The 20,285-nt window shown below is 67.9% G+C and carries 16 protein-coding genes; 12 read left to right on the top strand and 4 right to left on the bottom strand.

Annotated elements, in window-relative coordinates; all coding sequences use genetic code 11:
- Window positions 1–12 precede the first annotated feature (12 nt).
- Window positions 13–615: a pyridoxamine 5'-phosphate oxidase gene (gene pdxH, locus GST15_RS01485; protein ID WP_159015482.1), complete on the bottom strand. Its 603-nt coding sequence runs from the start codon at window positions 613–615 to the stop codon at window positions 13–15.
- A gap of 17 nt (window positions 616–632) precedes the next feature.
- On the opposite strand from pdxH, the gene GST15_RS01490 reads away from it, so the two are divergent.
- The 5 genes from GST15_RS01490 (at window position 633) to hemE (ending at window position 4,561) form a co-directional block, all read left to right on the top strand.
- Window positions 633–1,460 carry a kinase gene (locus GST15_RS01490; protein WP_199268689.1) on the top strand — a complete coding sequence of 276 codons (828 nt, stop codon included), beginning with the start codon at window positions 633–635 and terminating at the stop codon, window positions 1,458–1,460.
- Between the two features lie 82 nt (window positions 1,461–1,542).
- Complete coding sequence (locus GST15_RS01495; protein ID WP_159015483.1) at window positions 1,543–2,085, top strand: shikimate kinase; 543 nt, start codon at window positions 1,543–1,545, stop codon at window positions 2,083–2,085.
- Entirely contained in the window at window positions 2,082–3,164 is a 1,083-nt protein-coding gene (aroB, locus tag GST15_RS01500) for a 3-dehydroquinate synthase (RefSeq protein ID WP_159015484.1), read from the top strand. Before GST15_RS01495 ends, aroB begins: the two co-directional genes overlap by 4 nt.
- A 46-nt stretch (window positions 3,165–3,210) precedes the next feature.
- Window positions 3,211–3,465, top strand: coding sequence for a WGR domain-containing protein (locus GST15_RS01505; RefSeq protein WP_159015485.1), 255 nt, complete (start codon window positions 3,211–3,213; stop codon window positions 3,463–3,465).
- Between the two features lie 34 nt (window positions 3,466–3,499).
- Window positions 3,500–4,561, top strand: a complete 1,062-nt coding sequence (gene hemE / locus GST15_RS01510; protein ID WP_159015486.1) for a uroporphyrinogen decarboxylase — start codon at window positions 3,500–3,502, stop codon at window positions 4,559–4,561.
- On the opposite strand, the gene GST15_RS01515 is transcribed toward hemE, so the two are convergent.
- Window positions 4,558–5,994: a M28 family metallopeptidase gene (locus tag GST15_RS01515; RefSeq protein ID WP_233263012.1), complete on the bottom strand. Its 1,437-nt coding sequence runs from the start codon at window positions 5,992–5,994 to the stop codon at window positions 4,558–4,560. The two genes, hemE and GST15_RS01515, sit on opposite strands and share 4 nt — an antisense overlap.
- 195 nt (window positions 5,995–6,189) lie before the next feature.
- Between GST15_RS01515 and GST15_RS01520 the strand changes: the two genes are divergently transcribed.
- Complete coding sequence (locus GST15_RS01520; protein ID WP_159015487.1) at window positions 6,190–7,404, top strand: MFS transporter; 1,215 nt, start codon at window positions 6,190–6,192, stop codon at window positions 7,402–7,404.
- 100 nt (window positions 7,405–7,504) lie between these two features.
- On the opposite strand, the gene GST15_RS01525 is transcribed toward GST15_RS01520, so the two are convergent.
- Window positions 7,505–11,005, bottom strand: coding sequence for a hybrid sensor histidine kinase/response regulator (locus GST15_RS01525; RefSeq protein ID WP_159015488.1), 3,501 nt, complete (start codon window positions 11,003–11,005; stop codon window positions 7,505–7,507).
- Between the two features lie 191 nt (window positions 11,006–11,196).
- Between GST15_RS01525 and GST15_RS01530 the strand changes: the two genes are divergently transcribed.
- The 3 genes from GST15_RS01530 to GST15_RS01540 are packed head-to-tail and all read left to right on the top strand — an operon-like array spanning window position 11,197 to window position 12,975.
- Complete coding sequence (locus GST15_RS01530; protein ID WP_159015489.1) at window positions 11,197–11,832, top strand: YceI family protein; 636 nt, start codon at window positions 11,197–11,199, stop codon at window positions 11,830–11,832.
- Entirely contained in the window at window positions 11,829–12,434 is a 606-nt protein-coding gene (locus GST15_RS01535) for a cytochrome b (RefSeq protein WP_159015490.1), read from the top strand. Before GST15_RS01530 ends, GST15_RS01535 begins: the two co-directional genes overlap by 4 nt.
- Window positions 12,415–12,975 carry a YceI family protein gene (locus GST15_RS01540; protein WP_425482176.1) on the top strand — a complete coding sequence of 187 codons (561 nt, stop codon included), beginning with the start codon at window positions 12,415–12,417 and terminating at the stop codon, window positions 12,973–12,975. Before GST15_RS01535 ends, GST15_RS01540 begins: the two co-directional genes overlap by 20 nt.
- 46 nt (window positions 12,976–13,021) lie before the next feature.
- Here the strand turns inward: GST15_RS01540 and GST15_RS01545 are convergent, their stop codons facing one another.
- Complete coding sequence (locus GST15_RS01545; RefSeq protein WP_159015492.1) at window positions 13,022–13,252, bottom strand: glutaredoxin family protein; 231 nt, start codon at window positions 13,250–13,252, stop codon at window positions 13,022–13,024.
- Between the two features lie 62 nt (window positions 13,253–13,314).
- Between GST15_RS01545 and GST15_RS01550 the strand changes: the two genes are divergently transcribed.
- From GST15_RS01550 to GST15_RS01560, 3 genes are all read left to right on the top strand, one after another.
- Complete coding sequence (locus GST15_RS01550; RefSeq protein ID WP_159015493.1) at window positions 13,315–14,712, top strand: L-serine ammonia-lyase; 1,398 nt, start codon at window positions 13,315–13,317, stop codon at window positions 14,710–14,712.
- Window positions 14,713–14,815: 103 nt separating this feature from the next.
- On the top strand, window positions 14,816–17,923 hold the full coding sequence (locus tag GST15_RS01555) for a ligand-binding sensor domain-containing diguanylate cyclase (RefSeq protein WP_159015494.1): 3,108 nt from the start codon (window positions 14,816–14,818) through the stop codon (window positions 17,921–17,923).
- Entirely contained in the window at window positions 17,920–20,145 is a 2,226-nt protein-coding gene (locus tag GST15_RS01560) for a putative bifunctional diguanylate cyclase/phosphodiesterase (RefSeq protein ID WP_159015495.1), read from the top strand. Before GST15_RS01555 ends, GST15_RS01560 begins: the two co-directional genes overlap by 4 nt.
- Window positions 20,146–20,285: the final 140 nt, after the last annotated feature.

Genomic DNA, 20,285 nt, shown 5'->3' on the forward strand with positions numbered 1-20,285 from the left:
TGCAGGGATCGCTCACGGATACAGCATGCGTTTGCCCCATTCGCCTTGCGCGTCGCATTCGTAAACGTCGCGCTCGTGCAGGCGGAATTCGGCGCCCATCCAGAATTCAATCACCTCCGGCCTGACCCGGAAGCCGGTCCATCGCGGTGGCCTGGGGACATCGCGACCGGCGAACTCGTGCTCCGCCCGGGCCAGACTGTCCTCGAAGACGTCACGCGACTCCAGCGTCTCCGACTGCCGCGACGCCCACGCACCGAGCTGGCTCACCCGCGGTCGCGAGGCGAAATACGCATCGGCCTCGACCTCGGACACCTGCTCCACGCTGCCTTCGACCCGCACCTGCACACCCTGTCGCACGCGCGGCCAGTGGAACAGAAGCGCCGCATGCGGGTTGGCCTGCAGTTCGCGCCCCTTGCGGCCATCCAGGTGCGTGTAGAACACGAAACCGCGCGCGTCGTGCGCCTTCAGCAACACCGTCCGCGCGGATGGCCGTGCATCCGGCGTCGCGGTGGCAACGACCATCGCCGTGCGATCGGGCTCGCCGGCGGCGAGCGCTTCGTCGAACAGTTCCTGGAAGCGGGACAGGGCCTGGAGATACAAAGGGTGTGCGGTCATTGCGTTATTGTCGCGCGATGCCAACGACTTCGCATTCACCCGCATCCGCCGGCTATCCGGACCCCTTCGTCGCCGACATCCTCGCCGACGCGCGCGGCCACGATTGCCGCACCTATGCCATTGCCGGGCTGCAGGGGACCGGCAAGTCCACCCTGTCGGCGCAGATGGCGGACATGGCGGCCAGCCTCGGTCGCCGGGTCGTCGCCTTGTCCATCGACGACTTCTACCTCGGACATGCCGCGCGACAGGAACTCGGGCATCGCGTGCACCCGCTGTGCGCCACCCGCGGTGCGCCCGGCACGCACGACGTGGCCCTTGCCTGCGAGGTGCTGGATTCACTGCGCGCGCAGCGTCCCACCGCATTGCCACGATTCGACAAGATCGCCGACGACCGCCTTCCGGAATCGCAATGGCCGACCGTGCAGCGGGCGGACATGGTCATCCTGGAGGGCTGGTTCCTCAAGGTCCCGCCGCAATCCGATGCGGAATTGCGGGAGCCGCTCAACGCGCTGGAGCGCGACGAGGATCCCGACGGCGTCTGGCGCAGCTGGAGCAACGAGGCGCTTGCCCGTGACTACCCGCCGCTGTGGTCGCGGCTGGACCGCCTGCTGTTCCTGCAGGGGCCCGGCTTCGAAATCGTCCCGCAATGGCGATGGCAGCAGGAACAGACGTTGCAGGCCGCCCACCCCGACCGGCAGGCCATGAGCCGCGAACAGGTCGAGCGTTTCGTGCAGTTCTTCGAGCGCGTCAGCCGCCAGGCCATGCGGACGCTGCCCGGCATCGCCGATCGCACCATCCGGCTGGATGCGCAGCGACATCCGATCGGCGCCACGTCGCACGCCTGAGACAGCTCGACACGCATCCCGCACCGCCGCATTGCCGACCGTGCTGCGACATGCAGGCCGCTGCGCTGCTAGCATCCGCGGCATGAATTCCGCCAGCAACCTGATCCTCGTGGGCCCGATGGGCGCCGGCAAGACGTCGATCGGCCGGCGGCTCGCCGAGCAGCTGCAGCTTGCATTCGTCGATGCCGATCGCGACATCGAACTGCGCACCGGCGCCGCGGTCGGCACCATCTTCGAGTGCGAGGGCGAAGCCGGTTTCCGGGCCCGTGAGCGCGCGGCTTTGGCCGAACTGTTCGCTGGCGACGGACAGGTGATCGCGACCGGTGGTGGCGCCGTGCTCGACCCGGCCAACCGTGAACGCATGCGCCAGCGCGGTTTCGTCGTGCACCTCGATGTCGGTGTCGACGCACAGCTGCAGCGCCTGGCGCGCGATCGCACGCGCCCGCTGTTGCAGCGCGACGACCACGAGCAGGTGTTGCGTGGGCTCAGCGCTGCGCGCGCATCGCTGTACGCCGACGTCGCCGACCTGCATTTCGACACCGATGGCCTGACCGCGGCCGACGCTGCCTGCGCATTGCTGGGCATGCTGGAAGGACGCTGGCGGCGCGGCGGCGTCGCGGCATGACGATGCGCACCGTGGAGGCCGGCGGACCCCGTCCCTACTCCATCCACATTGGTGCCGGATTGCTCGACGACGGCGCCGCACTCGCCGCGCACGTACGCGGTCGCCACGTGCTGGTCGTCAGCGACAGCAACGTCGGGCCACTGCATGCGCCTCGCGTCGCGACGGCCATCCAGCGCCAGCTGCCGCATGCCCAGGTGATTGTCTCCTGCATTGCCGCGGGCGAATCTGCCAAGTCACTCGATGGCTTCGCCGAACTCCTGCGCGAGCTCGCCGACCTGGGCGCGACGCGCGACGCCTGTGTCTTCGCGCTCGGCGGCGGTGTCGTCGGCGACCTGGCCGGCTTCGCCGCCGCCTGCTGGATGCGCGGCATCGATGTCGTGCAGTTGCCGACGTCATTGCTTGCGATGGTCGATTCCTCTGTCGGTGGCAAGACCGCGGTGGACCTGCCGCAGGGAAAGAACCTCGTTGGCGCGTTCCACCCGCCGCGCGCGGTTTTCGTCGACACCTCGACACTGCGCACGCTCCCGGACCGGGAACTGCGTGCCGGCCTTGCGGAGGTCGTGAAATACGGCGCCATCGCCGACCCGGGATTCTTCGCGTGGCTGGAAGACCATGTCGACGCATTGATCGCGCGCGACGATGGCGTACTCGCCGAAGCCATCGCCCGCAGCTGCGAGCACAAAGCGGCCATCGTTGCGCGCGATCCGCGCGAACAGGGCGAGCGCGCGCTGCTGAACTTCGGCCATACGTTCGCCCACGCCATCGAAGCCGAACAGGCGTACGACGGCCTCAACCACGGCGAAGCCGTCGCGGTCGGCATGGTCCTGGCGGCGCGTCTGTCGACCGTCGCGGGCATGGCGCCACCGGCGGATGCCGAGCGGCTTCGCGACCTGCTGGTCCGGCTGGGCCTGCCGGTGACGCGACCGGCGGGGCTGCAGCCCCAGGCGTTGCTCGCGCGCATGCGGCTGGACAAGAAGGCCGATGCGGCGGGCCTGCGCTTCATCCTGTGGGACGCGCTGGGCGCGGCGCGCATCGTCGGCGACATCCGCGACGAGGACGTCCTGCAAGTGCTGCAATAGCAGGTGCTGCAATGGCCGGCCTCCGCCGCCCGGTACAATTCCGGCCATGCGCCTGCTCCTGCAACAACGTGCCGAGGGCCGCGAGGCCCCACGCTTCGTGCAACTGATGCTCGAACCCGACCTGCTCGGGGGCTGGGCGCTGGTGCGCGAGACCGGGCAGATCGGCGGGCGCAGCCAGCTCAAGCGCGAGCAGTTCCTGGACCAGGCGAGCGCGCAGGCGGCCTTCGAGCATGCGCGCGACGCGCAACTCAGGAAGGGCTTCCAGCTCATGTTCGCCCAGGGTGCGGAAGCGCCGCGATAGCCTCCCCAGACGAGAATCCTGCTTGCACGCTCCCATGAAGAACGACCGCCTGCTGCGCGCGCTGCGCCGCGAACCCGTCGATTGCACGCCGGTCTGGCTGATGCGCCAGGCGGGCCGCTATCTGCCCGAATACCGGGCGACGCGTGCCCGTGCGGGCAGCTTCCTTGCCATGGCCAAGACGCCGGAACTGGCCTGCGAAGTCACCCTGCAGCCGCTGGCACGGTTTCCGCTGGATGCGGCGATCCTGTTTTCCGACATCCTGACGATTCCCGACGCGATGGGCCTGGGCCTGTACTTCGTCGACGGCGAGGGCCCGAAATTCGAACGGACGGTGCGCACCGCCGCCGACGTCGACCGGCTGTCGGTTCCCGACATGGAAACCAGCCTGCGCTACGTGATGGATGCCGTGCGACTGATCCGACGCGAACTCGATGGCAGCGTTCCCCTGATCGGTTTTTCCGGAAGCCCGTGGACGTTGGCCTGCTACATGGTCGAAGGCGGCGGCAGCGACAACTTCGCCCGCATCAAGGCACTGGCGCTGAACGACCCGGCAACCCTGCATCGCCTGCTGGCGGTCAACACCGATGCGGTGGTCGCCTATCTGTCGGCGCAGCGCGCCGCCGGCGCGCAGGTGCTGCAGGTGTTCGATACCTGGGGCGGCGTGCTGTCGCCAGCGATGTACCGGGAGTTCTCCCTGCCCTATCTCGTCCGCATCGCGCGCGAGCTCGAGCGCGGCGATGGCGTCGCCCGCACGCCACTGATCCTGTTCGGCAAGGGCAATGCGCCCTACCTGGATGCGCTCGCCGCCAGCGGTTGCGAAGGCCTCGGCGTGGACTGGACGGTGTCGCTCGAGGATGCGGCCCTGCGTACGCAGGGTCGGGTCGCGCTGCAGGGCAACCTCGACCCGGCGACGTTGTATGCGTCGCCCGCTGCCATCAGCGAGCAGGTCCGCCTGGTCCTGGACAGCTACCAGGCGGGCAACGGCGGATCACGCGAGGGGCATGTCTTCAACCTGGGCCACGGACTGTCGCCCGACATGAGCCCCGGCCACGTCGCCGCGCTGGTCGACGCCGTGCACATCCACAGCGCGCGCTAGCGCGACTGCGGCGCAATTGCCGGCGCGGCGGGGGCGGAATAGCCCCCAAAGCTTCCAGCCGCTCCGGGAAACACCACCGGACTTTCGAAACCGTCCTTCGATACGGCCGCCACGCCGAAGAAGTAGTTGTCGATGATCACGTTGGACAAGGTGTGGTCGGTGCTGTCGCCGACATATACCCCATGCGTCCATTGCGGATCGGTGGTCAGCCGCCAATACACCTTGTAGCCGGCGAGGTCCGGGGCCTGCGCCGCGCCCGGGCGCGTCCAGTGCAGGATCGTGTCGGCCGTGACCGCGCCATCGATGCGGACGTCGGCCGGCGGCGGTGGCGCCGATGCCATCGCCGCCAGGCTGACCGCGTTGAGTGCGGTCAACTTCGCCGCGTAGGGGAAGTCCACGCCGTCGATCGTGTCGCCATAGGCGATGCCGTTCTCCTTGCGGACGTCCTGGTGCTGGCGGTTGTAGTTCTCGTAGGTTTCCATCACCCGCACGGCCGGATAGCCGGCGTCGTTGAATGGACGCTGGTGCCCGCCACGGTCGAAGCGGTCGAGCCGGTAGACCATCATCACGTCCAGGCCCGGCACGTACAGGTCGGCCATGCGTGCGATGTAGCGGGCCAGGTTGCGCGATGGCGAATCGAGTTCGCCACCGGTGAAGCGCCGCTCGCGCGCCTCGGCGGCTGTCTCGGTGACGCGGGTACCTTCGGAGAACACGCGCGCGACGGTGTTGTCGACGACGCCGGTGATGCCGGCCGTGTTGCCGATCATGTCGTTGTTGAGCATCGCCTCGATGCGCCAGCCTTCGCGTTTTGCCTTGGCCGCCAGCGTGCGGCCGCCGTACAGGCCCTGCTCCTCGCCGGACAGCGCGGCGTAGACGATCGACCCGGCGAACTTGTGTTTCGACAGGATGCGGGCGGCTTCCAGCGTGCCCGCGAGTCCGGATGCATTGTCGTTGGCGCCCGGCGCATCGGAAGTCGAATTCATCACGTCAGAGACGCGCGAGTCGATGTCGCCGCTCATGATGACGTAGCGACCCGGATCGCTGGTTCCGCGCTGGATCGCGATGACATTGACGACTTCGGTCGGATTGGGGATGCGCTTTTCGCCGGAGATCGTCTCGCTGACGTCGATCACCTGCAGGCAGCCGCCGCACTGGGCCGAGATGCGTTCGAACTCGGCATGCACCCAGCGCCGCGCCGCGCCGATGCCGCGGGTGTTGGACTTCGTTTCGGACAGCGTGTGCCGGGTGCCGAAGCCAACGAGCTTGCGCACGTCGGCCTCGATCCGCACGGCCGAGGGCGCACGGCCGATGGCCTCGAGCAGCGGCTGCGTCGAAGGTGGCACGACAGTCGACGCCGGCGTTGCCGCGCGCAGCGACGACGGGGCCAGGACGGCCATTCCCAACAACAATCCAGCAACCAGGTCTGTGCGCATCGACGCTTCCCGTGTTCGTGATGGAGCGAGCGGCGCGCGCAATGGAGCACGACCGCGGAGGCGATCGCGAGCTTACAGCCGATCCATGCTGCCGGCCCCGGCCATCCGTCACACCTGGGGAATCGGCATCGACGCTGGCGAACGGGCGGCGCGCTGGCCGCTATAGTCGGCGCGACGCCCGCGATTGTTGACCCGATGACACCACCCGCCGCGCCAGCCGTTCCCAGGATTCCGCGCACGATCTGGGCCCTGGGCTTCGTCAGCCTGTTCACCGACATGGGCTCGGAGATGGTGCACAGCGTGCTGCCTGTGCTGCTGACCGGGCTTGGCGCCACTGCATTGACGATCGGCCTGATCGAAGGCACGGCCGAAGCACTGGTGCTCGTCACCAAGGTATTCTCGGGTTACATCAGCGACGCCATCGGGCGCCGCAAACCGCTGGTGCTGCTCGGCTACGGACTGGCGACCGCGGTCAAACCCTTGTTCCCGCTGGCCACCAGCGTCGAGATGGTGGTGGTCGCGCGCCTTCTGGATCGCTTCGGCAAGGGCATCCGCGGCGCGCCACGCGACGCCTTGGTCGGCGACCTGGCACCACCGGAGATCCGCGGCGCCTGCTTCGGCCTGCGCCAGTCGATGGACACCGTCGGTGCGGTGCTGGGTCCATTGATCGCGGTTGCGCTGCTCTGGGGTTTCGCCAGCAACCTGCACACGGTGCTGTGGGTTGCGGTGGTGCCGGGAATCGCGGCGGTGCTGCTGCTGTTGAAGGTTCCGGAACCCGCGGACACCGCTCGCCGCACCGCGCGCCTGCCGCTCAGTCGTGAAGGCATGTCGCGCCTGGGCCCACGCTTCTGGCGATTGTCCCTGCTCGGCGTGCTGGTCGCCCTGGCCCGATTCAGCGAGGCGTTCCTGGTGCTGCGCGCATCCGACCGGCATGTGCCGCTGATGTTCATCCCGATGGTGCTGGTGGTGATGAGCGTCGTCTACACCTTGACGGCCTACCCCGTGGGCCGGCTGTCCGATCGGGTGTCGCGACCGACATTGCTCGCCATCGGCATGCTGGTACTGGTTGGCGCCGACGTCGCATTGGCATCGACCGACGGCTATTGGCTGCTGTTCATCGGCATTGCGCTTTGGGGGCTGCACATGGGCATGACCCAGGGCATCCTGGCGACGCTCATCGCCGACGTCTCGCCCGCCGCCTATCGCGGTACGGCATTCGGCGTGTTCAACCTGCTGTCCGGCGCCGGGTTGCTGGCGGCCAGTGCACTGGCCGGCTGGTTGTGGGATCGCCATGGCCCGCCCGCGACATTCTGGACCGGTGCGCTGCTGGCCCTGCTGGCCGCGGGATGGATCGTGGTGTCCCGGCGCTCCCTGCTGCCCGAAGCCGCTGCGAAAATGCCGGCAGCCTGAGCGAAACCAGGCCCAGGCGCAGCGGGCTTGCGCAGGAGTCGACCGGAACCCGACACCGCCATCCAGGGACGCTTCGCGACCAGTGTCGATGAATCGGGCGTCAGGCCATTTCCAGCGGCGCCTGGCCGACCAGCGCCTGGATGGCGTCGGCCAGCATCTGCCCGGTCACCGGTTTGCGCACGAAGCCATTGAAGCCCGCCGCGCGTGCCAGCGGCTCGGCGTCGGCATCGGCGCGCGCGGTCACCGCGAGCAAGGGCGCCTTGAAACCCTGCGCGCGCAACTGCCGCGCCAGCGCCATGCCATCCATGCCGGGCAGGTCGAGATCGAGCAAGGCGATGTCGAAGCGCGCGCGGCTGCTTTGCGCCAGTGCCGCCAGCCCGTGCGCGACATGCACGACGTGATGTCCTTGCACCTGCAACAACCCGCGCAGGACTTCGGCGACGGTGGCGTCGTCCTCGACGAGCAACAGCTCGAGCGGGCGCAACGGCTGTGTATCGGGCGACGTCACCCGGACGACATTACCGTCGTGCATCGAGCCTTCCGGCAACGGCATTTCCACGGCGAAGCGCGTGCCCTTGCCAGGCGTGCTGTCGACCTCGATGCGCCCGCCCATGGCCGAGGCCAATTCCTGGCTGATCGCCAGGCCCAGGCCGCTGCCACCGTAGCGCGCGGCCGTGCGCGCTCCATCGGCCTGCTCGAATCGCTGGAACAAACGCGACGTCTGCTCCGCATTGAGGCCGGGCCCCGTGTCGCTGACCGTGAACCGGACATGCCCGGCGCCAACCGTGCGCACGTCGAGTCCGATCTCGCCGTCCTCGGTGAACTTGATGGCATTGCCGAGCAGGTTCAGCAGGATCTGCCGGATGCGCGTCGGATCGCCCTGCACCACCGCCGGCACGTCCGCTGCAATCGAATCGTGGAACTCCAGGCCGCGATGCCGGGCCAGCGGCCGCATCAGTTCGACCACGTCGGCGAGCATCGTGCGCAAGGCGAACGGTTGGTGTTCGAGTTGGAGCTTGCCTGATTCGATGCGCGCCAGGTCCAGGGCGTCGTTCATGAGCCGCAGCAGGTGCTCCCCCGCGCGACGGATGGATTCGGTGTAGCTGCGCTGGGTCTTGTCCAGCGCGGTCGCCAGCAGCAATTCGCTCATTCCCATCACGCCGGTCATCGGCGTGCGGATCTCGTGCCCGAGCGTGGCCAGGAACCGCGTCTTCGCCAGCGAGGCCTGCTCGGCGACGGCATGCTTGTGCTCGACGAGCTGCATTTCGTTGCGCTGGCGCAAGCGCGCGCGGTAGGCGCTGGCGAGCCACCATACCAACAGCGCCGCGGCCACCAGGAAGCCCGCCAGCGCCCATGGTGTGCGCCACCACGGCGGGTCGACGCGGAACGACAGCAGGTGCACCGCCGACCAGACGTTGTCGGCGGTCTTCGCCTTCACCTGCAAGGTGTAGCGTCCTGGTGGCAGTTGCGAAAAAATGCGCTCGCCGCTGGCGTCGGTTTCGACCCACTGCGGGTCGTAATGGTCCAGGCGAAATCGATAGCGACTGGATGCGGCGTTGTCGAAGGTGAGCAGCCGGGCAACGATGCGCAGGTCGCGATCGCCGTGCAGGATGGTCACGTTGCGTTCCTGCCCCAACTCCACCCTGCGGTCACCGCGGCGCACGCTGGCCGATTCGACGACCAGCGCCGGCACGTTGGCCGACGGATGCACCACGGCCGGGTCGAACAGCACCAGTCCTTCGGGCGTGGCCGCGGCGATGCGGCCGTCCTGCACGCGCGCCACCGGCCTCTCGCCGAACTCCTGGCTCGGCAGCCCATCGCGCACGCCATAGACGCGCGCCGATTGCGTGGCCGGATCGAAGCGGATCAACCCCCGAACGCTGGTCAGCCAGACGATGCCGGCACTGTCGACGGTCATGCCCTCGCTGGCCAGCGCCGGCACTCCCTGCCGCTGGTCGTAACGTGCAAGCAATCGCAGGCCGCCGCCATCCCAGCGGTAGGTTTCGAGCACGCCAAAGCGCGCCAGCCACACGGTGTTGTCGTCGCCGGAAGCAAAGCTGTCGATCATCCCGCGCGGTGCGCCCGGTACGGGTTCTAGGCGATGGCTGCCGTCGTTCCAGACCGACAGTCCCTGCGATCCGGCGATCCATGGCGCGCCGTCGGGACCCAGCCCGGCTTGCGAGACGTGCGTTCCACGCGGCAAGCCACTGGGGTCGCCCGGTTGCGAGGACTGCAGTACATGGCCCTCGCCATCGCGTTGCTGCACCCCACCCGCCTCGGAGACGATCCACAGGCTGCCGTCCGATGTTTCGTCGAGCCAGGCACGCTCACCCGGAAGCGCGGCATCCACTGCATCCTGCGAGGACCATCGTGTCGTCGCTCCGGTCTCCGGATCGAATCGCGCCAGGCCGTCGTAGTAGCTGATCCACACCTTGCCGTCGTGATCCTCGCGCACCTCCATCGGCATGTAGCCCGCGCCGGCGTCGGTGAGTGCGTGGCGGATGTCGCCGGTTTCCGGATCCAGGCGATCGAGCACGCCGCCGCTGCCGACGAGCCACATGTCGCCGCTGCGCGATGGCGCGATTCCGTGCACGAAGGCGTTGCCCGGCGAGCCCGGATCCCCTGCCTGGCGGGACAGTACCGAGAAGCGTCGCCAGTTCGGCCGCAGGTACCACAGGCCGCTGTCGCTGCTGGCAAACCAGAGTCCGCCTTCGCGATCCTCGTACGCACGCGACCACGACGGCTTGACCGCGCCGTGCGCGGAGTTGCTGTACAGCGGCACGTTGCGCACCGTGCCTTCGCTGTCGCGCCCGAGGCCGTCGAAGGTATCGAGCCAGTCGATGCCCTCGCGATCGCGCAGCAACATGTGGAACAGGGTCTTGTCGTATTCCGGCCAGGGCGAGAGCGAGACGCTGCCGTCCGGGTAACGGACACTGACGCCGCGCGGCGTGCCGATCCAGAGCGCGCCATCGGCGTCGATCGTCAGGCCATTGACGGCAGGCGCATGCAGCGCCGATCCGGGCAGCCGATCGAAATCGCGCCCGGTCCAGCGGGCGACACCGTTCTTGGTGCCGATCCAGAGTGTTCCGTCCGGTGCGACTGCAAGCTGGCCGACCGCGGCGTCGGGAAGACTGCGCGGATCGCCCGGGCGCGGCATGTAACGGACGATGCTTCCGTCCGGCGCCAATCGATGCAATCCGCCATCCGCCGTGCCGAACCAGAGCATGCCGTCGGCAGTGGATTCGATCGACCAGACATCGTTGCTGCCGATCGTCGGGTTCGAGGCGTGATCGTAATAGCGGAATGTCTCGCGGCGCACGTCGAGCATCGCCAATCCGGCCTTGCCGGTTCCCACCCAGACGCGGTTGCGCGCATCCACGTGCACGGCCCAGACCGTGTTGTCGCGAAGCCCCTGTCCCACGCGCCACGTGCGGAAACCGATGCCGTCGTAACGCGCCAGGCCATCGCTGGTCGCGATCCACAGGTAACCGTAGGCGTCTTCGGCGATGTCGTTGATGCGGTTGGACGGCAGCCCGTCCACGACCGTCAACTGCTGGGGTTGCGGGGTTTCCGGAAGGCCTGCATGAACCGGAAGGCCCATTGGCAGCCACAGACACAGCAACAAGGCTGCGGCCCGCAGTCGCGCGTGGAGACCTCTTTCATGCGGTGTCTTCAATGAACGCCCCCTGCGGACTGCCCTGTCACCGCCTGCGGCATGGTCGCAATGCACCGCAGCGCCCGCAAGCGTTCATTGAATGGGGCCTAGAATCGCGAACCTGCCGAGGATTGCCGATGAAGCGATATTCCCCCGTGCTCTGGTGCTTGCTGGCATTGCCATTGGGCGCAATCGCGCAACCGGCCAGCTATCAACTGGACCCGGTCCACACGCGGGTGCTGTTCCTGGTCAGCCATGCCGGTTATTCGCAGGCGATGGGTACTGTGTCCGGCAGTACCGGCACGGTCACGTTCGATCCGGACGACTGGTCGAGCGCCAGGCTGTCGGTGTCGGTGCCGATGACGCGGCTGGACATGGGTGATGCGGGCTGGAATCGCGCGGTCGACGCGCCCGCCCTGCTCGACGTGGCCGCCCATCCGGTGGCGACGTTCGTGTCCACCCGGGTCACGCCGAAGGACCACGATCACGCGCTCGTCTGCGGAACCCTCTCGCTGCGCGGGATTGCGCGGGACACCTGCCTGGATGTCACCTTCAACCAGCTCAAGCGCCTGTCGCTGCCGCCGTTCCGGCGCACCGCGGGGTTTTCGGCCACGGCCACGCTCAGCCGCAAGGACTTCGGCATCGCTGCCTGGCCCGGCGTGATCGGCGACGCGGTGCAGCTGCGAATCGAAGCCGAAGCGGAAGCGGCTCGCGGTCCACCGGCACCGGCCGCTCCGGTCACCCCGCCCGACGCGCAACCGCCGCAGCCATGAGCTGGAAGAATCCCGCGGATCGTTGGGGCTCGGTGAGCCAGGCCTTCCACTGGCTGGTCGTGGTCCTGGTCCTGGTCATGGCCTACCTCGGCCTGACCATGACCGACCTGCCCAACAGTCCGCACAAGATCCGGCTGTACGCACTGCACAAGTCGATCGGCCTGACCATCCTGGCCCTGGTCGCGCTGCGGCTGCTGTGGCGCTGGTACGCCGGCACGCCACGCCCGCTGGACGGCGTGCCGCGCTGGCAGTCGCGCGTGGCGACCGCAACGCATTGGGCCTTGTATGGGTTGTTGTTCGCGATGCCGGTCAGTGGCTGGCTGGTCAATTCGACGGCTGGCTTTCCATTGCAGTGGTTTGGCCTGTTCAACCTGCCGCCGATCGCGGGCAAGGACGAGGCGATGCGCGCGTTGACCCGCTCCACCCATGAGTTGCTGTTCTGGACGCTGGTCGCGACGGTGCTGCTGCATGCGGGTGCCGCCGCGTACCACCACTTCATGCGGCGCGATGCAACACTCCTGCGCATGTTGCCGCATCGCCGGACGCGCACCGACTCACTGATTGCACGTCGCCCCGACCAGGATGTCCACCATGTCCGTTAGATGGCCGCTGTTCGCAAGCCTGATCGCCCTGTCCACGCCTGCGTGGGCGCTGGACTATGTGCAGGCGCCGGGTTCGACGCTGGCGTTCGCCGGCACCTACCAGGGCGAAGTGTTCACCGGACGCTTTCCCGGATTCGACACCCGCTTGACGTTCGATCCGGCCCACCTGGACCAGGCGTCGCTCAAGGTCGCCATTCCATTGGCGTCAGCCACCACGGCCAATGCCGATTACGACGGCGAAATGCGCGGTTCCTCGTTCTTCGACGCCGGACGTTTCCCGCAGGCGCAGTACACCGCGACCGCGTTCCGCAAGCTGGGTGGCGATCGCTACGCCGCCGATGGCGTCCTGTCGCTGCATGGCGTCAGCAAACCGGTGACGCTGCAATTCACCTGGACGCCGGGTCCGCGCCCGGTCCTGTCGGGCAAGGCGACGGTCCGCCGCCTGGATTTCGGCATCGGCGGTGGTGACTGGGCCGACACCAGCCTGATCCCCGACGACATCGCGATCAGCACCAGGGTGCTGCTGCAGCCCGCGCGGTGACCGGTGCGGGCCTGGTCGCGACTGGTGAGCATCGCGACGCTGGCCTTCAGGCCGCTTCCATCCAGGCGCGAAGGCTGTCCACGTCGAATGGCCATGCGAGTTCGCGGCCGTGCACATCATCGCGCAGCACCGGTACGCGCTCACCGTAGGCGGCTTCCAGCGTCGCGTCGTCGTCGATGAACACACTGGCGAAATCCGGAACACGCGCCTGCGCGAGCAGGTCCAGCGCGAGGTCGCACAGGTGGCAGCTGTCGCGCTGGTAGAGGACCAATCGCATCGCAAAGTGGAGCCCGGGCAGGAGGCATAGAATAACGGCCTGCCCCATCGATACCACCGCGCATGGCCGTCAGCACCTTCGACCTTTACAAGATCGGCATCGGCCCGAGCTCGTCGCATACGGTCGGGCCGATGCGGGCAGCGGCGCGCTTCGTGACCCGCTGGCTGGCCGAGTCCGGCGCGCTGGAGCGGACCGCACGGGTGCGCGTGGAGGTGTTCGGTTCGCTGGCGATGACCGGCCGCGGACACGGCACCGACAAGGCCGTGCTGATGGGACTGGAAGGACACTGGCCCAACCAGATCGACCCGGACATGATCCCCGCCGCGCTCGAGCGCATCCGTGGCGAGAAAACCGTCCGCCTGCTGGGCACGCACCCGATCGCGTTCGACGAAAAACGCGACCTGGTCATGAACAAGCGCCAGAAGCTGCCCTTCCATACCAACGGCATGCGCTTCAGTGCGCACGACGCCGCCGGCAACGAGATCGCGACGCGCGATTACTACTCCGTTGGCGGCGGCTTCGTCGTCAACGAGGATGAGGCCGCGGAAGACCGCATCGTTGCCGACACGACGCCATTGCCCTATCCGTTCCATAGCGGGGATGAACTGCTGGCGCAGGTCGAGCGCAGCGGGCTGTCGATCGCGCAGCTGATGTTCGAGAACGAGAAGGCCTGGCGCAGCGAAGCGGAGATCCTTGCCGGGCTGCGCGAGCTGTGGGTGGCGATGCAGAGCTGCGTCGCGCGGGGCATCCGCCAGAACGGCACGCTGCCGGGCGGGTTGCACGTGCAGCGACGCGCACCACTGCTGTTCGCCGAGCTGTCCTCGCAACCCGAGGTCGCGATGCGCGATCCGTTGACGGTGCTGGACTGGGTCAACCTGTATGCGCTGGCGGTCAACGAGGAAAACGCCGCTGGCGGCCGCGTCGTCACCGCGCCGACCAACGGCGCTGCCGGCATCCTGCCTGCGGTCCTGCACTACTACGAGCGCTTCTGCGCCAACGCGCGCGATCCGGCCGCACTGGAAAAAGGCCTGTTCGATTTCCTGCTGACGGCATCGGCGATCGGCATTCTTTACAAGGAAAACGCATCGATCAGCGGGGCCGAAGTCGGCTGCCAGGGCGAAGTCGGCGTCGCCTGTTCGATGGCCGCCGCCGGCCTCACCGCTGCGCTTGGCGGCACGCCCGGCCAGATCGAGAATGCCGCCGAGATCGGCATGGAACACAACCTCGGCCTGACCTGCGACCCGATCGGCGGACTGGTGCAGATTCCGTGCATCGAGCGCAACGCGATGGGCGCCGTCAAGGCGATCAATGCCTCGCGCATGGCCCTGCGTGGCGACGGCAAGCACAAGGTCAGCCTGGACAAGGTCATCAAGACAATGCGTGACACCGGTCGCGACATGCAGGACAAGTACAAGGAAACCAGCCGGGGCGGGCTGGCGGTCAACGTCATCGAATGCTGATCCGGCCGGGGGGCCGGCAGCGCCGCGTTGACTGATTGCGAGGGACCGCGCGCAGGACGCGCCCACCGGCTTACTATCGTCGGGGGCAGGGGAGTCTCTGATCGTGAAGCCGTTGCGTCGCCCGTTGCACTGGCTGTCCGCCGTGTTGTTGCCGGCGCTGCTGTTGTGCGCGGGTCCGGTGCTGGCACTCAAGCCGGACAAGGCATTCACCCATTTCGTCATCGACCAGTGGTCCATCCACGACGGGCTGCCGCAGATCAGCGGCCTGAGCCTGGCCCAGGACCGGACGGGCTATCTGTGGGTCGGCACCCAGAGCGGGCTGGCACGCTTCGATGGCGTGCGCTTCGTGACGTTCGATCCCGAAACCGTGCCGGCATTGCCGGGCATCTGGATCCGCGCATTGCTGGCCGACCGGCAGGGACGCCTGTGGATCGGCACCTACAAGGGCCTGGCCGTCTATGAGGACGGGCGCTTCCGGCAGGTTCCCGCCCGGGATGCCGCGCGCTTTGCCTCGCTGGATATCTTTTCGCTGGTCGAGCGCGTCGATGGCGCGATCCTGGCAGGGACTTCCCACGGCGTTTTCGAGGTCTCCGGCGATCGCCTGGTCAAACGCCCCGGCCCATCCCCCGCACTGAGCCTGCTGTCGCGACCCGATGGCCTGTGGGTGGGGACCACCGGCGCGGTGGAGCGCATTGCCGGCAACAGCGAGGCAAATCTTCCGCTCCCCACCGGCACGGGCAGCGCGGCGGTGGTGCGCCTGGTCGATACGCAGGGACAACTGTGGGCCGGCACCTCCCAGGGTCTGTACGTGCTGGCGGCCGATGGCTGGAAAGCGCTACGGGCCCACCCGGTATTCGACGGTTCTCCCGTCACTGCCATGCTCGCCGACCGCGACGGCAACCTCTGGGTCGGCAGCAACGCCGGCCTTGGCCGCTTCCGCGATGGTGCGCTGACGGAGTTCGTCCCGGATACCAATCCACGCGCCTATCCGCAGGTGACCGCGGCACTGGAAGATCGCGAAGGCAACCTGTGGCTGGGCAGCCAGCTCAACGGAATCGCCCGCCTCTGGAACGGCTGGACCCGCCGTTACAGCGTCGGCGAGGGCCTGGACGACCCGATCGTCTGGTCGCTGTCGCCGGCGCCCGACGCCGGCTCCGCCGATCGCATCTGGGTCGGCAGCAACGACGGGCTGAGCCTGTTCGACAACGGCCATTTCAAGCTGGTCATCCCGGGCAAGGCTTTGCCGCATCCGCATGCCTACAACCTGCTGGCGGAAGCCGACCGCGTCTGGATCGGAACCCGCCGCGGGCTGGTGATCTGGCGCAACGGCCACCTGGAAACGCCCCCCGAAGTGGCGCCGATGGCGAGCGCACAGATCAACGGGATCGTGCGCGACAACGACGGCAGCGTGTGGTTTCCCACCAGCAACGGGCTGTTCCATCTCGTCGGCAAGACACTCAAGCGATTCGGCCCGGCCGAAGGGCTGGTCGACCCACGGGTTCGCGTGATCGCGTTCGACCGCGAGCATCGTCTGTTGCTGGGCACGCAGTCGGGTTTGTGGCAGCTGCGCGATGGCCGCGTGCAGCGCTACGGCAGGGCGGGCGCGATGACAGACGACATCGACATTTCCGCCATGCTGCCGTTGCAGGACGGCCGGCTGGTGGTCGGATCGCTGGCCGGTCGCCTGCTGGTCCAGGCCGGGAACCGCTGGCATTCCCTGGGCCCTGACAACGGCCTGCCGGGCAATTCGCCGTTCTTCCTCAGCGAAGGTCCATCGACCGGCCCCGGCAAGGAGTGGCTGTGGATCGCCGGCATCCGCGGCATCAGTCGCGTCCGCCTGTCGGAATTGCCGACGGCGGCCGACACCGTCACCCGCAGTGTCCACGGCGAGATGATTCTCAACGAGCGTGGCGATCCGAATTCCGGACAGCAGGGTTATTGCTGCAATGGCGCGGGAATGTCGAAGGGTTTCCGCAAGGATGGCGTGCTGTGGCTGCCATCGCGCGACGGCGTCGTCGCGCTCGACATGCGCGACATCGTCAAGAACCCGATGCCGCCGTCGCTTGTGATCGAGCGCGTCGGTACGCCCGACGGCTGGCGGGCGCCCTCCGCGACCCCGGGCAAACGCCTGGTGTTGCCCGCCTCTGCCCGCGACCTGAACTTCGAGTTCACCGCGCTGAGCTTCCAGGATCCGGCCAGCATCCAGTTGCGCTATCGGCTGCAGGGGTACGACCGCAACTGGCACCAGCTGGATGACGCGCGCAGGCGCAGCGCCAATTACACCAACCTGCCGCCGGGCAACTACACCTTCGAGCTGATCGGGGCCAACAACGCCGGCGTCTGGAGCCGGCAACCTGCCCTGCTGGGCTTCCGCATCCAGCCGCTTTTCCACGAAACCTGGCTGTTCCGGCTGCTGCTGGCGTCGCTGCTGGGGATGCTGGTTTATTCCGGCTACCGGTTCCAGCTGCAACGCCACGCGCAGCAGCGCAGCGCATTGGAGGACCAGGTGCAGTCGCGCACGCGGGAGCTGCATGCGGCCAATGCGCGGCTGGAGAAGGCCAGCCAGACCGATCCGCTGACCGGCCTGCGCAATCGGCGCTACCTGGCCAACCAGATACCAGCGGATCTTGCCTATTACGATCGCGAGCGCAAGCGCAGCGGCGAATACGACCAGGTGTTGGTGTTCGCGCTTGTCGACCTGGACTTCTTCAAGCACATCAATGATATGCACGGACATCGCGCCGGCGACCAGGTGTTGCTGCAGGTGTCGCAGGTACTGGGTTCGCTTGCGCGCAGCAGCGATTACCTGGCCCGCTGGGGCGGGGAGGAGTTCCTGCTGGTGTTCCGGCCCATGGCCGGCCGGCACCTGGAAACCATCGGCTCACGCATCCGCTCGGCGATTTCCAACCACGCGTTCGACGTCGGCCTGTCGCAGCCCCTGCGCATCACCTGCTCCATCGGCCTGTCGGAATACCCGCTGTTCCGCGATGCGCAGCACGGCCTTGGCTGGGAGCAGATGGTCGAGCTGGCCGACGCCGCGCTGTACTGGGTGAAGCAGAACGGACGCGATGGTTGGGCCGCATTCCGGCCCACAATGCTCACCGACGTCGCCAACCTGATGCGCGACCTGCAGCAAGGGGCCGATCTGATGCAAGCCGACCACCTGCAACTGCTGACGTCGCGCAGCACGGACGGGCAGTCGCGCCCATGAACGTGACCCGGACGCCATTCGCGAGGGGTGCGATCCGGGCCCTGGCCTTCGTTGCCGGCTATATCGCATGCGTTGCCTATGCGTGGCAGTTCATCGCCAGTCCCGGCGACATCGCGTTGTATTGGCCGGCCTCCGGCGTGGCGCTCGCGTGGGTGGTCCTGCGTGGCGCGCGATGGAGCGTGCTGGTTCCAGTCGCCATGTGGATCGCGCATGCGGGATTCCAGCCGGGCCGTGATGCCCTGCTTCCCTACGCGCTGGTGTCCGGATTCGCCGGTGCGCTCGCTGGTGGCTGGATGGCTTGCCGCAAGCCGGTCCTGCGCCCGGGAACCGTCGTCTACGGCTTCCGTATCCTGCAGGGCGGTGCGGTCATGGCGGTCGTCAGCGCGATCATCGGCGGATTCGGCATGTGGCGTGTGCAGCTCGTGCCCGCCCCCGACCTGATGGCGACACAGCTGCGTTGGGCGCTTGGGGACCTGCTGGGCATTGCCAGCATCACGCCGGCCCTGCTGCTGGCGGCGGATTGGTGGCAGCGACGCCCGCATGAGCGCCGGGATTATCCAGGTGGCGTCGGCGAGAGCCTGCTCTGGAATATCGCGCTGGTGGGCAGCTTCCTGCTCATGGCCTGGGGCATGAGCCTCAGCCACGACTTCGCGCTCGGCCTGTCCAGCCTTCCACTGGCCGTGGCCCTCTGGAGCGCCCTGCGATTCACGCCGCTGCGCACGGCGGTCTCGGTGTTGCTGACCGTTGCGTTGATCGCCGGGTTCGCCGGCCTCGGGCTGGCCGGTTTCCGCCCCGCGCAAGGCACGCTCGAAGTCGCGATCCTGCTGGTCTACCTGTGCCTGCTGGCGATCCTGCCGATGGTGCTGGCGATGACCGTCAATGAGCATCGGGCGGTCGCCCGCAGCCTGCTGCGTCGCGCCACCACCGATGCGCTCAGCGGACTACCCAATCGCGGCGCCTTCGAGACGCAGGTGCGCATGGCGCTACGCGATCCGGCCAATGTCCCGCTGGCCCTGGCGTACATCGACCTCGACAACCTGAAGCTCGTCAACGACACCGCCAGCCACCAGGTCGGCGACCAGCTGGTCAAGGCCGTCGCGGAATCGCTGCGCACGCAGATGCGCAGCGGGGACGTGCTGGGACATCTCGGCGGCGACGAGTTCGTCGTCCTCTTCCACAACGCGACGCCGACCATCGCGCGCGAACGCGCCCAACGCCTGCTGCACGCCGTCGACAACAGTCGCCATCGCGTTGGCGAGGAACAATATGGCACGACCGCCAGCATCGGCCTGGTGCCTTTCCAGCCCGAGCAGGTGGAATTCGCCGAAGTGCTGTCGCAGGCCGATGCCGCCTGTTTCAACGCCAAGGAACTCGGCGGCGACCGCGTCAGCATGGCCGGGGCGATGGCCGGCTCGGCGTCCGATCCGACATCGGGGATGCGCTGGACGGTCCGCATCCGCGAAGCCCTGAAGCAACAGGGCTTCCTGCTCTACGCACAATCCATCGCGCCATTGCATGCATCCATGGACGACGGCGCGCACTTCGAACTGCTGCTGCGGATGCGCGACAGCCGCGGCGGCACGCCACACCTGCCGGACCGCTTCATCCCGGCCGCCGAGCGTTTCCAGCTGGCCGTGAAGATCGACCGTGAGGTCGTGCGCCTGGCGCTGGAGCGGCTCGAGGCATTCCCGGAAGCGGCGACCGCCGTTTCCCTGTGCGCCATCAACCTGTCGGCGGCCGCGATGATGGACGAAGGCTTCGTCGGCTTCGTTGCCGAGCGCCTGCACCGCAGCTCGTTCCCTGCCAACCGGTTGTGCTTCGAGATCACCGAGACCAGCGCCATGCGCGATCCCGCGCGTGCGCAACGCGTCATCGACGACCTGCGCAGCCTGGGCTGCCGCTTCGCGCTGGACGATTTCGGCACGGGCTTCTGCTCCTTCGGCCACCTGCGCGCGCTGGACGTCGACTTCATCAAGATCGACGGCAGCTTCGTGCGCGACATGGAAACCTCGCCGCTGGCGGCCGAGGTCGTGAGCTCGATCACGCGCATCGCCCACCTGCTGAACAAGCGGACCATCGCTGAACATACCGAAACCGAATCGGTGCGCTCGGCGTTGTCCGCGCTTGGAGTCGACTACGCGCAAGGCTTCGCCATCGACCGTCCGCAGCCGTTCGACGCTTACCTGGCGGCGATCGCGGAGGTCCGCGCCAGCGTCGACTGAACAGGCCTCCGACCATCGCGCGTCCCGTGCGACTGGCGTCTGGTGATGGGCGGGCAACAGCCCGCACGGACGCCGTCGCGACCGATTGCATGATCTGTGATCGATGGCCGTGACGGGGCGTTGTTGACGCCGCCTTCACC

This window comes from Cognatiluteimonas profundi (assembly GCF_009792795.1).
Classification (GTDB): Bacteria; Pseudomonadota; Gammaproteobacteria; order Xanthomonadales; family Xanthomonadaceae; genus Cognatiluteimonas; species Cognatiluteimonas profundi.